Below are 13,365 nucleotides of genomic sequence, written 5' to 3'. Positions count from 1 at the left end.
CCTCTAACTTTTGTAATAAAAACTGAGCAATTTTATCTATTTATGAGGGATTTTGACAAGGCAAGGCACGTTATAACGCGCCTTGCATCGGCTTATTCTAAGAAATTATTCTGATATTTCTGCTGCATTGAGAAATTGAGAGTAGATACTATCCTCAGAACTTACTTCTGAAGCCTCCGAGGCAATTGAGCGACCTGCGTTATCCAGTTTTTTAATCTGATCTGCTTCTAACTGGGGCCCCTCTAATTCAGGAAGCATTGCTACCTCAAATAGTGCATCTTTTGATTGTGAAAGGATGACGTTCCCATCATCATCATGGCCAATGAAGTATGTCTGACCATCTGCTAGGACAACGCGATTGCTACCTTTTGAAATTGCATCAGCAACTAGCTTACGATCTTGCTTTCCTATTCGATTATCTGATACCGATAGTACATCTGATCGTGTATTACTAGATAAACTAAGTCCTGATACCATATCTGCTGCGCCAAGGGCAGCTGAGATTGAAGATGCTGATCCAGAAGTCCCAGCACCTGCTATTGATGCTCCACCACCACGGCCAGAAGTTGAACCAACAGAGGCCCCTCCTCTTACACTAGATGGAGCTGCACCAGAGTGAGGATATGCAGAAGAACTACTACCAAAGTGACCTAATGCTCGCTCATCAGCAAAATTTTGCTCACTAGCAATACTTCTTTCTTTTCTCTTTGCGCTTTCTTCATTAACTGCAAGTGCATTTTTTGCAACATTGGCCAGTTGTTCTTTTAACTCTTTAAGTTGCTTTCTAAGCTCTTGCGCTTCTTGATCGTCATTAACACTTGATGCAAGTTGATTTTCTATTTTCTCAACTTGATTTTCGATCTCTCTCTCGACTCTTTCATGTTTTGTTTCATTTACTTGAGAAGCAGTATTTGTTTGCACCTGAGCAACTTGGGCCTGTCCCATCGTAGCCATTTGCGAGCTTTGTGCCATCCCAGTATTTTGTGTATTTGTATACTTCTTATTTAGGTACTCTGCCGTTTGAGAAAAGGCTCCATCATCGATAGCATCTGCAGATACATTTTCTATATTCGAATTTGATTTAGAATTATTATTAAACGCATTTGCTAGGCCACCCTTCTCATAGGACTCTCTAACTGAAGCAATTTGCTGTCCGTGACTTCCACGAACTTCATCAAAAACGAGTGCAGGGTCATAAGTTGAAGTAAAGTTACCATACCCACCCGCAATAGTTTGTGGGATCTCTCCTTTATTAAAAGCTGAACAATAGAACTCTGCTGTTTCAATATCATTTCCACCAAATGACTCATTCGCCTCAGTAAATTCAACTGCAGATACACTTTTCATTACATCATCAAAATTTGAAGGATCACAAGTATACTCAAGTTCTTCAATACGACTCTCACACTCACTAATTACTTCTTCTTTCAAATCTGTTAAGTGATTCATAAGAGAATCAAAGATAAAGCTCTTAGTATCAACACCTTGATTTTTAATTTCTTTTAAGGCCTTAGTTACTTGCTCAAAATCATCTGCGTCACGAACCATTGATTTCATAAATTTTGAACCAAAGAAGGATACGTATTGAATTAGAAATTGATCCTCTTCTTCTGCAGTAAAGACTTGATTAGCATAATCAAGGCGACCTTCTTTACCATCAGTTTGATAATAAAGGGAGCGACTTAACTTATCTGACTTTGCAATTTCTCTTTCTCTAAAACTATAAAATTCACGACTAAAGATTTTGTTATTATAAACATAAGCTTTAAGATCATCTTTATAATACTTCGAATATCCTTCACCACTAATTCTTTGTTCATTGAATCTTACAATGAAAAGATCAATGAATTGGTTTCTTTTACTACCGCCATTACCATCGAGGGCAACATTCTCAGCTGCAATTTTCTCATCAAAATAATCATCGATTTCTGTATTAGATTTTGTGAAAACATGATTTAGGCGCTGCTTTGCCTCACCTTCAGTACTTGTTTTGATAAGATTATCCAAATTATAACCAAGTTTCTTATCAATAGCATTTCTAACTTGAGGGCTTAAACAAGACTCAATTTTTTGACTAATTTTATCAATATCACTTTTTGTACAAGTAAATCGATCAAAGTTTTTATCTCTAATAGCTAGTTTGTGACGATAACGTTCTAATCGTCCAGCATTGTCTCTAATGAGATCAAAAAGATTATAAACTCGGCTGGCCACAATCGCAGAGTGAAACTTACTCTTATATGCTTCATCTGAATTAGGTACTAATACCTGTTCTTGAGTTACAGTAGCTGTAACGTTACTTACACAACCACAGTATTGTTCAACATTAATTTTCTCTTTAGCACCTTCTTGAAGGTCAACACTATATAAAGTGTCTCGACATGCATTACCATAACGAGACATACTGATTTCCATTTTTGTCACTTGATCAATTTGATTATCAGCTGGAGATGAACTCTTACGATCACCAACACAGCCAGACTTTGCAAGAGACTTCTCCATTTCCACAAATGGATCACTTGTACCAAGGATACGATTCTTTCTAATCTCATTGAATGTATTTTCGTTGTGATCTACCTGTTCAAGAAGATAGATACCAGCATCAGCAATAACCGTATCGACTTCACTTAACATTAGTAAGTTTTGTTGAAGTGGTGTAGAAAACGAACCTCCAGCGACTCCTAGGATAGCGGCTGCTTGAGTAGTGTTCTGTAGTGTAAACAATGTCGTAGTAATAAATATTTTAATTAATTTCATTTCCGTCCCGGATACCTGATCCAATTTGTCTATCGGTGGCATTAAGAATTCTCTTAAGTGACCAAAATTTATTGTTCACCTTCCTTTCTTCAATATATTATGGACGCTAAAAATATATTTTCTAAACACACTACAAATAACTTAATTATGAGGTGAGCAAACTCACTGAATTCACGTGTACAACTGTTTAAAAATAAATAAATAGCGACTAAACAACAAAATCTCCTTGCGCCAATAATAGTCGTCGTTTCAACACTTTCTATTTTCAAAAAAAAGTAAAAAAAAATAAAAAAGACCAGCTATTGCTGGTCTTTTCTATATGTGAATTTATTGATAATTCTATTCGTTGATTTCTGCAGCATTTAAGAACTTAGTATAAATACTATCCTCGCCAGGAACTTTTACTTCTTCACCTTCAGAAGCAATTTCACGCTTAGGACCGTCTTCGGCCTTAGGAGTAGGAAGTTGAGGTCCTTCTTGCTCAGGACTCGTCACACCAGCTAATACTTCTTCTGCTGTTTCAGAAAGAATCACATTTCCATCTTCATCATGACCAATATAATAGACACGGCCATCGGCAAGAACAACACTGTTATTCCCTTCAGCGATAGCTTTTGCAACTAAGCGTTGATCACTTTTAGCAATATTATCACCTGCTACTGCTCCTGAAGAAGCACGTGAAGAAGAGCCTGCTGTAAGTCCTAGTCCACCAGTTGCACCTAGTCGATTGATCGCACTAATTCCTGTACCGGCCGATGAAGAACTGCCTCCAGCTCCAGCAGAAAGATTTGAAGGAATACTCGATCCACTAGACGCCTGCTGTACAGCTCTAGTATTTCCTGCAGGTGCCGCATCTCGACGACCTCCACCAAAACCACTACTTGCAGCTATATTAGACATTACTTTATTTCTTTGAGCTGCAATACGCTTTTCTCTTTCAGGATCATCTTCATCAATAGGTTTTTCAGACTTTGCAGTTATAGCAGTATTAAGCTCTGCTATTTGTGCTTTAAGTGCAGCAAGCTCAGCTCTAAGCTCCGCACTCTGACTCGCTTCATCAGTAGAAACAGCTGTAGAGTTTCGGTTCTCTTCAAGCTCTTTCGCAATTGCCTCGGCTTCATCCTCAACTCTTGTTTTCACATCTTCAAGAGACTTAACAGATGTTGACGGATTTTGAATCATTGATTGCAGAGAGTTGTTATCAATAACATTCGAACTTGCAAAACTATTAGATGGTAATGAAGAGTTTGAACTATTATAGCTTTCTAAAAATTGAGCCGCTTCATCAAAGTTATACTCGCTTGAACTTCCATCATTTGCGACACCTGAGTCTTGTCCATTATTAATAATATCACCAGCAGTATTAGCTCTTTCAACAAAGCCTCCGAGGCCTCCATCTAATTTTGAATCGTCGTCACTCTTTACTTTATTAGTCCCAAGGCCAGTCGTTGGATCATATGAGCCTTTAATTTGCTCTAAGACTTTTTGTGAGTCCGAAACAACAGAGCTAGCAAGCTTGGCAGCATTCTCATTGGTAACACCCATATCTAGGGCAAGACAATATTTTCTTGAATTCAAAGAAACGTCTTCACTATTTGTATCATTAATCGCAACGAATTCTTCTAAAGAAAGAGAAGACATAATCTCTTTAGGACTACTGTTACAATCCTTTTCAAGGGCCTCAATTTTTTGACGACATGTTGCTCTTAATTCATCTTCGTGCTGATTTCTAATTACGTTATACATATCTCCCATCACTTTAGCGCCTTGATCATTTTTCGTTTCAAGAGCATTTAGAGCGTTTGAGATTTCAGATAGAGATGCCTTTGAAGAACCATCAAGTAGTCGTGGTAATGTTTGACTGGAAATTGATGTTGCAAATTGTAACATTAGCATATCTTCCTGAACTTGAGAGATATACATATTATCGACAAAAGAGCTTCCCCAACCATAACTTTTATTTTCTAAATTGGCCTTTGCTCTTAATGTTTTATCCGTTACATCAAGTTCCTGCTTTCTAAAATCTTGATAAGCTCCATACATAACAGGATCACTATAGATATACTTATTTAAGCGTGCCACATATGAACGAGGAAACCCTAAAGGTCCTCTTTTATGCTGGCTATATTCTAAGATAAAAATATTTGCGAATTCTTTTAGCTTTTCTTCATCAGTTGTGAACATCTGTCTTTGTCCACTAACATTTTTATCAATGTCTTCAAAGATTTGCTCGAAGCGATTCTTAGCGCGAGACTGTCTAGACGAGTTACCAAGAGCTGGAATCGTTGTCATAAAGTGTAGGCCAATCATATCATCCGAAGAATCAAGTTCCAGTTTCTTATCAATAGCATCACCAAGCCTTCCTGCAAAACAAGACTTAAGCTTATTACTTAGGTTTTCAATATTCTGCCCAGAGCAACTATACGGGTCATTCACATAGCTGTGCTTGTCAAATTCATCAAAACGAACTCTTGCGCTCTCTAAGAAGTCTTTAAATTCTTTGACTCTGTGAGCGACAACTTTTTCATAAATTTTATCAGAGAAGTTATCAATAACATCCTTCTGACCTAGCTCTTCTTCTTGTTCATCAGAATGAGTTATCTTATTTGCGCAATTACAGAATTTTTGAGGGTCAACTTTTGGTGTTATACTAAATGGATCTTCATCTATTGTTAAATAGTCATCAGAACAGCCTTTAAAACGGCTATCAAGCTTAAACATAAATGACTCAAGGAACTCACCATTCGTCCCTAGACGATTCTCAGAAATTGAATCATCACCAGTACAAGGCCTGTAGGCTTCATCAAAGCGAAAAGCAGTCGCATTATTCCAAGGATTGCCTCCAACGGCCACTGCAGAACTATGTGGATATTGTACTTTTTGCTTAAAAATGAAAGGAGAATTCGATAATCCCTTTAGTGATTTGTCACCATCGTCATAATTCAATTCGATTAGATTATCATAACTAAAGTCGTCCATTGGATCTTCAATACGACTCATAAGACCAGTTTGAAGGAAGCTTGCACTGTAAAACATCGGAGGAACTTTACTTCTAATTCCATCCCCACCTTCAAGCTCTCTAAGCTGTAGACGCTTAAGACGAATCGACTTCTCAAAATCATTATTCGTTTCAGCGATGTTATAGACTTGTTGAACAAGGACTTGTTGAACAGGGTCCACAGCATTGAATTGCCCACTTGCATTCACAACCGCATTACCAACCGCAGCGCCAAGCATGTCACCACTTTGATCAGCCACTCCACTAATAAGACCTGATTGTCCATTAGCAAAGCTTGAGTTAATCGTGAATAATAGGATAATCGATGATTTAACAACTTTCATTTCTTCCTCACATAGATTAATCTTCTTAATTTATCGGTTAATAAGTTTTATTTCTTTACTTAACCGACAATAAAGTTGACCACTCCCCTCTATCATTTTCACTTGAGAAAGGGTGTGAGTGAATAATTTTAATAAATTAGGTGCAAGATAATTTTTAGACCGACTTTAACTAGCTGATATCAAAGAATAATTTTCAATTGTAAAATTACTATTCACCAAAAACTGTGCAATTAATTGTGCCAATAAAATTTGCTTTTTAGCAAAGTCCTGGCCCAAACTCTTCCAATTTATTTAAGTGAGAGTCAATCGTCGCATAAGCATACTTGTGTAGTCTATCAGGAAGATCAGGATATATTGATTGAAAAATCTCTTCACGACTCTTGCCTTCTTCCAAGCAAGCACGGATTTGGTTTTCTCTTTCGATTCGATGATCAAGAGTTTGCTTAATTTTATTTGTTCCACCAAGACAAATTCCATGTGAAGGCATTACAACTTGTGGATCTAGATTGATTACATTAGTAAGAGAGTGAAAATATTCTCTCATATCAGAGCCACGCCCACTTATTGTAACTGTTCCAATCGTTTGGATTAGATCAGAAACAATCATCCATGCCCCGTCAGCTCTTAAAAGAGAGCTCTGACCAAAAGCATGGCCACCAGTCGTAACTAGCTTTACTTCATGGCCACATGACGTTGTCACAATATCGCCATCTTCATAGAACTTTACTTCATGGCCATCAAAATAATCCTGCCCAAAGTCTCCTAAAAGATGTTCATAAGTACCTTCGGACATAGAAAAAGGTAGTTTTAATATCTTTGCTAATTCACGACTAAACTCGTGATGATCAGGATGGTGATGAGTAAGAAATATCTCACTAAGATCATGTTCCTTTAGGCCATAAATTAGCTTTTCTAGTTCTTCTTCATTCTTAGGAGATGGATCGATAACAATTTTCTTTCCATTATCATCTCCAATGACAAAACAATTCGTACGATTTGCTGGAGGAAAAGTATGTGAAAGAGGCATGTATTGACGTAGGCCAAATAAAGGCTCAATCATTGGAACCTGCAAATCTCCATCATACTTCAAGTTAGCATCAAGGAAATCAAGAGAATTAATATCACGATCAAGGTCTTTAAGAATTGTAATCATAGGAGGAACAACCAAGAGATGTCCTTTCTTATATTCAGTAAAGGCCTCGTGACAATTCATCCACGTTGCCTTGGCAATTTCTCCCTCGTCAAAGTGAAAATTAATTTCTTCAAGAGCACTCTTATCTTTAATAAAAACCTTGAAGTAATAATTCTCAAATCGATGTGGATTAAAGTCAGGAGTGACTGCTAAAGCGTATTGCTTAACATCAAGTATGTGACCTGACTTTAATAGTTCATCAATATTTATATGAAGCTCCTCTTGGATCTCTCTTTTAAGAGCAAAGAGAAGGTAATCATCTCCACCATTGAGCACATCCTCTTCATCAACTTTTCCTCCAGGAAAAGAAGAGTAGCCAGGAAATGCTCTCAGATAGTTTTGTCTCTTCATAATAAGGACTTGGTCCTCGCAGATAAATATTGCTGAAACTGATTGCTTCAATTGATCTCCAACTCTTTAAATACTCTTTGCGCATTAGTGTAGCGAACTTCCCTGTAACCTTTAATATTATCGAGAAGCTTAAGGGCGTGATATTGACTATTCTTCGCTTCAATTTTTTGGATACCGTTAAATAAGTAATTTCTTACCTTAGAACCAATCTCTCTTTCTTTTGCATGCCAAGCAGGCAGCACAGAACGTAAGATTCTAAAGTGTCTCATAATTTTTAATTGCCAATCTTTTGGCGAAATATCAAATTCAATCTTCTTTCCAAAGATATCAAATGAAGGACGGTTAATTCTCTCTTTAGTATAAGACTTTCCAAGGAAGCTATAGATGCTCTCTTCCATTTGCTTTAAAAAAGGAGAAAGCATTAAGTGAGCAACCATGACTTCATCTTTAACGATAAATGTCTTAGCAAGAACACGTGTAGCAAGAACTTTATTTTCTTCATCAACAATAGTTCCCACTGCTCTGGCCCCAGAAATAAACTCTGTCGTCTCTTTACCGCGATTATAAATATACTGATCGTGAATGATCTGAATTAAGTCCTTGCGACTCATCCAGTTAATATCAACAATTGCTTGATCAAGATGTTGTCTAAATTTATTAATAATATAAGTAGAATTATGCCAAGGAAGTAGTGACGCCTTTACAGACTCGATTGCTAAATCGAGCGGGTCCTTGTTCCTTACGACAAGATTCTTATACTTAGCTTCAAAAGCTTCAGTTCCAAGAGAAGCCATTTCTCGCCCAAGCTTAAACGAAGCAATATTATTTTCAATTTCTGCAGGCTTCATCGACTTCTTTAAGGCCCCAAGAAGATCATCTTCACCAAATGGAACAAGACCTAATTGAAATGCATAACCGAGAATCATACTTGAAGCATAGACCGCTTTACCAAAGAAGAGATCACACCACTTCTTAAGAGGAACCAGAATAATTCTGTCATCACCTTTACTTCTAACTTTTTCAATAAGCTTAGCTCTAGTTAAACTTTCTTCACTCTCCCCCTTATCAAGAAGAATTGAAAGAGGCACTTGATACGAATCATCAAAAATTGCAACAGCATTCTCAGTCTTTAAAAATCCCAGTTGCCCAATACCATCTAAAAGGTCAGGACTTAAAAGTACATCAGAACCACCACGAGGAGTTACGGCCCCCATTGATTTATCTTTATGACAAATTGACATATGTCCCGTTACATTTCCATTTCTTTGAGCAAGGCCCTTTTGATCCATAAATTTAAAATCCAGATCATCACGGCCGGCCATTTCAACACATGCATTTGCAATAATTTTAGAGATCGTTGTAATCCCCGATCCACCGACACCAGTTACAACCATTCGCCAAGTGTCACCACTAGCAATTGCATCAAATGTTTTCTTCGTTTCAAATTCTTTCAGATCATATGTTAAGTGAGAAAGATCACTGTCACGATACATTGTTGGGTGATAACCTTTGACCACAACTTTTTCAAAACTTGGACACGCCTTCATTTTTGTACAATAACTATCGGCCACACAAATAGTAGGGTCAATTGCCATCTTAGTACCATATGCATCCATAACCTGAGTTAGGCCAGGACAACCTGTCTCTTCAATACAAATACGACAGTCTTCACAGGCCGAAGTATTAATTTGATAAAAAGTCTTTTGCGCTAGCACACCCTTATCTTTAATTTGTCCCCTCTCTTTAGCTCTTACCTTTGCTTGGTAAGTAAGAGAACATTCTTTATTTGAAATAATAACCTTAACGCCTTTTTGTACAACAAATTCACGCATAAGGTTTTGGTAAAAGTAGCGATCAGAAGGGTTAACTTCCTTGGCCACCTTAACACCAAGATTTTGCACGATGTTTAGCATATCTTGCTTAGGTCTCTTACTTCCCTCAACATTAATTTGTGATGCAGGAGTCATCTGATGTCCTGTCATGGCCGTATTATCATTATCTAAAAGAATGTAAGTAATATCGTGATCAGCTTGAACTGAGTTTGAAATATCAGTTAGGCCAGAGTGAAAGAAAGTTGAGTCACCCATCAAGACAACAGAAGGGTTCTTTGTGAAAAGATCCATCCCCGCACCAAGAGCACCACCTTGCCCCATTGCTGATAAATTATGCATTTCTCCAAATGGCGGTAAAAATGAAAGTGAATAGCAACCAACGTCACCATGAGTGATAAGGTCAATATCTTGGGCCTTAAGCCAGCGACGAAGGTCTTTTAAAAGAGAAAGAGTCTCACGGTGAGGACAACCTGGACAAAAAGTAGGAAGTCTCTTTGGAAGAATCTCTCCGAAATTTCTTTCTTCGAATGCCAATGATTTACATTGGCCAACTTCAAGATAGTCTTTCAGTGTTTCAAGTTTTTCACTGATGATTTCATAGCTAAGCCCACCAAATGCAGGAAAGCCATCACCATTTTTAAAGTCCTTTCCTACGATATCAAGAATAAGTCCATGTTTCTGACAAAGAGAGCGAATCTCCCCCTCTAAGAAACCTCGCTTTTCTTCAACCACAACAAGCTTCTTCAAGCCCTTTAAGTAAGGTACTAAGATGTCATCAACAAGTGGAAATGAAGAAGCAACTTTATATAAAGAGAAGTGATCAAGATACTCACCTTCTTCTAGGCATTGCTTAAGGGTTTCGAAAATCACACCGCTTGAGATAAAACCAATATCAGCGTTAACATTTCCAAAAACTTGATCAAGGGCCATCTCTTTAAGTACACTTTGAAGTTTTGGAAAGCGCTCTTTAATCATACTCACATCAGCAAGTAGAGAATTTGGTGGAACCATTACATTTTTTTGAAGATCAAAAGTTGAAGGATCGATATCGATTAAATTGCCATCAATCGGGGCCTCGTCAAAGCACTCAACTCTTCCACCACCTTCAGCAAGAAAAGTCGTTAGAAGTAATCCTTGATATAAACTTGTTTTAGAAGAAATTTCTTTTGCCTTAGCAATCCAGTCTTTTAACTCTTTAGGATTTGAAGGTTCTAGAAAAGACATATGAAGATGCTTAAAAAGATATCTTGAATCAGCTGCAGTTGAAGTGGACATCGACCAAGGGTCATCGCCAACACAAATAACAGTAGCAGGATAAACTTCCTTTCCATCGACTATCTTAGGTCTTGCAGGATTGGCAAAGTTACCAACGGATAAAGCATCACTTGCAACATGAAGTCCCATTGATTTCATGGCAACAATACAGTCACGTCCCGCTTGTTTTACTCCACTGGCCATAGCTGCTGCATTGGCCTCCGAGTTTGCAATAACAACACGGATACCTTTTTCGTGAAACTCTTTTTTCTTGCTATATAAGATATTAAAATAATCTGCTAACGGTGATCCTGGATATCCAGTATAAAGATTAAAACCAGCTTCAAGAGCACCTTGAATGATTAGCTCATTCCCATTGAGAATTCTATATTGACTCATAATTCCTCTAAATTTAATTGAGGTGCAAGTATAGAATTTTTATTATGTTTTTTGACGAACCAAAGCGTCATTACTCAATAGTAAACACGATTTTTTTAGTATAAGTATTTTGAATCTTCTGAGGCTTGAATTGCCATTGTTTTGCAACACTTAGTACTGCTTCATTGAAAGCTGTGTAATCAGCAGGTTTTAAAATTTTGACATCCACAACTTTCCCGTCAACACCAACAATAAGTGAGATAGTTACGGAGCCACCAATCGCAGCTCTTCTGGCAGATCGCGGATAAATAGGGGCCTCGAAATGAACTATTTGGTTCTCAAATGTATTATTTGTCACAACCTGTTGCTGCTCAGACTTAGAGGACTCCTCTTTGGCCTGAACACTTTTTCGTGGCTTTTGTTCAATCTTTTCAACTTCTTTTTTATTTTGCTTTTCTTGTTTTATAGCATGGGCCTTAATCTGGACATCAATACCAATGCGCTCGCGCCTCATCTGCTGCTCACCTTTTCTTATATTTGAAAAGAATATAACAGCATGAGTCACTAGACTTAGTGCAAAAAAGAAAAACCATAAACGATGCTTCATGCACATATCATAATGCATCTTGCTCCATTTGGGAAAAATCGTTAGTATCTTTCATACACAAATCAAACAGCTAATATAAAGAAGGAAGTTTTTATGAACTCAAAAATTTCTCCAGAAAACCCTCTTGGGGTCCTGGCCATTGATCATCTCGAATTCACATGTGATTCACTTGATACGGCCACAAAAGATTTATTCTACACATTTGGTTTTTCTAAAACATATGAAAAGCAAAGTGAAAGCAAAGAGCTATTCACTCAGGGACAAGTTAGATTTCTTTTAACGGCACAAAAAGGTGGCCATGCGCAAGATTACTTCAAGGCTCACGGTGAAGGTGTTTCAACAATCTCATTCTTAGTTGAAGATTGTGAGCATGCTTATAAGACAGCAATTGAGCGAGGTGCTGAGTCACTTCAAGAAGTTGTTATCACTGAAAATGAGCATGGTATCTACAAAAGTGCTCGCATTAAAGGCTTTGGTGATGTTGCCAATGAGTTCATCGAAAGACCTCGCACATTCTTTCGTCCAGGGTTTACGAAACTTGAAGAAGATCCAAAAGCGCGCCCTCTAGGTTCACGTGTTGCTCGTATTGACCACTTAACGAATAACGTTCCAAAAGGTGAAATGAAGAAATGGGTTGAGTTCTATGACCGTGTTTATGGTTTCAAAGTAACTCGCTACTTCGATATTAAAGGTTCAAAAACTGGACTTAACTCAGAAGTTGTTCAACTTCCAAAAGGTGAAGTCATTATTCCAATTAATGAGCCAAAAGAAGCTGGTGGAAAGGATCAAATTCAAGAGTTTCTTGATCGACACAACGGTGCTGGAGTTCAGCACATTGCTTTAACTTGCGGTGATATTCTTACAACTGTTAAAGACTTAAGAGAAAGAGATATTAAATTTCTTGATATCCCTCATTCATACTACGAAGGTATTGCTGGGCGTGGAATTAATGTTACAGAAGATCTAGTAGAGCTCGAAGATCGTCAACTTCTAGTTGATGGTGATGAGGAAGGATACCTAATCCAAAACTTTACTGACACTTATATTGGTCCACTATTTTTTGAATTTATTCAAAGAAAAAATCACAACGGTTTTGGTGAAGGAAATTTCCAGGCCCTCTTTGATGCTATTGAAAGGGACCAAATCGCAAGAGGATACCTGGATTAGAATTTAATTACTTAATACAATTGAAGATGCTTTGTTTCTCATAAGACTTCGAGGCAAAGCATCTTTTATCAATTGTCATATCTGACCAAGCTTTATAAGCACGATCGCGAATTGAGTTAATCACATCTACAAATCCTTGAAGGACTTCATACTCTGACTTATCAGAGCACTCGAATAAGAAGTTTGAACAAATAACTTCTTTAGAAATGATAATATCTTCTCGCTCTGTATTGATTACGATATGGGCCTCATGAAAAGGGCGAAAAGATTCAATTACGTGCGCACGCACATCTCTTGGTGAAACTTCTAGAGCAAATGACACTTGCAGCGCCATTAATACTAGAATTACTTTTGTTAATATTTTCATTTTCCACTCCGGGATTAAATTTTTAAGATGCGGCAATATAGACGAAAATCTAAAGGCAATGTTTATTATTGAAAGTATTTCATGTAGCGTCATTGGAAACTGATATTTTCCATTAGAT

The 13,365-nt window shown here is 37.5% G+C and carries 7 protein-coding genes; 1 reads left to right on the top strand and 6 read right to left on the bottom strand.

Annotated elements, in window-relative coordinates:
• Positions 1-105 precede the first annotated feature (105 nt).
• The 5 genes from ACMAWV_RS06805 to ACMAWV_RS06785 all read right to left on the bottom strand — a co-directional run bounded on the left by ACMAWV_RS06805 (position 106) and on the right by ACMAWV_RS06785 (position 11,713).
• Positions 106-2,757 carry a hypothetical protein gene (locus tag ACMAWV_RS06805; RefSeq protein WP_412469689.1) on the bottom strand — a complete coding sequence of 884 codons (2,652 nt, stop codon included), beginning with the start codon at positions 2,755-2,757 and terminating at the stop codon, positions 106-108.
• Positions 2,758-3,096: 339 nt separating this feature from the next.
• Complete coding sequence (locus tag ACMAWV_RS06800) at positions 3,097-6,099, bottom strand: hypothetical protein (protein ID WP_412462749.1); 3,003 nt, start codon at positions 6,097-6,099, stop codon at positions 3,097-3,099.
• A gap of 256 nt (positions 6,100-6,355) precedes the next feature.
• A complete protein-coding gene (locus ACMAWV_RS06795) occupies positions 6,356-7,693 on the bottom strand; it encodes an NUDIX domain-containing protein (protein WP_412469690.1) in 1,338 nt (445 codons plus the stop codon).
• Entirely contained in the window at positions 7,690-11,127 is a 3,438-nt protein-coding gene (locus ACMAWV_RS06790; RefSeq protein ID WP_412469691.1) for a thiamine pyrophosphate-dependent enzyme, read from the bottom strand. The genes ACMAWV_RS06795 and ACMAWV_RS06790 overlap by 4 nt, the downstream gene beginning before the upstream one ends.
• Before the next feature lie 70 nt (positions 11,128-11,197).
• Complete coding sequence (locus ACMAWV_RS06785; RefSeq protein ID WP_158246786.1) at positions 11,198-11,713, bottom strand: TonB family protein; 516 nt, start codon at positions 11,711-11,713, stop codon at positions 11,198-11,200.
• Positions 11,714-11,806: 93 nt separating this feature from the next.
• Between ACMAWV_RS06785 and hppD the strand changes: the two genes are divergently transcribed.
• Positions 11,807-12,880 carry a 4-hydroxyphenylpyruvate dioxygenase gene (hppD, locus tag ACMAWV_RS06780; RefSeq protein ID WP_412469692.1) on the top strand — a complete coding sequence of 358 codons (1,074 nt, stop codon included), beginning with the start codon at positions 11,807-11,809 and terminating at the stop codon, positions 12,878-12,880.
• 7 nt (positions 12,881-12,887) lie between these two features.
• Here hppD and ACMAWV_RS06775 read toward each other — a convergent pair whose 3' ends face one another.
• Positions 12,888-13,247: a hypothetical protein gene (locus ACMAWV_RS06775; RefSeq protein ID WP_103216895.1), complete on the bottom strand. Its 360-nt coding sequence runs from the start codon at positions 13,245-13,247 to the stop codon at positions 12,888-12,890.
• Positions 13,248-13,365 lie beyond the last annotated feature (118 nt).

Source organism: Halobacteriovorax sp. RT-1-1 (assembly GCF_047085455.1).
Lineage (GTDB): Bacteria > Bdellovibrionota > Bacteriovoracia > Bacteriovoracales > Bacteriovoracaceae > Halobacteriovorax_A.
This window is presented reverse-complemented; position numbering and strand designations above follow the sequence as displayed.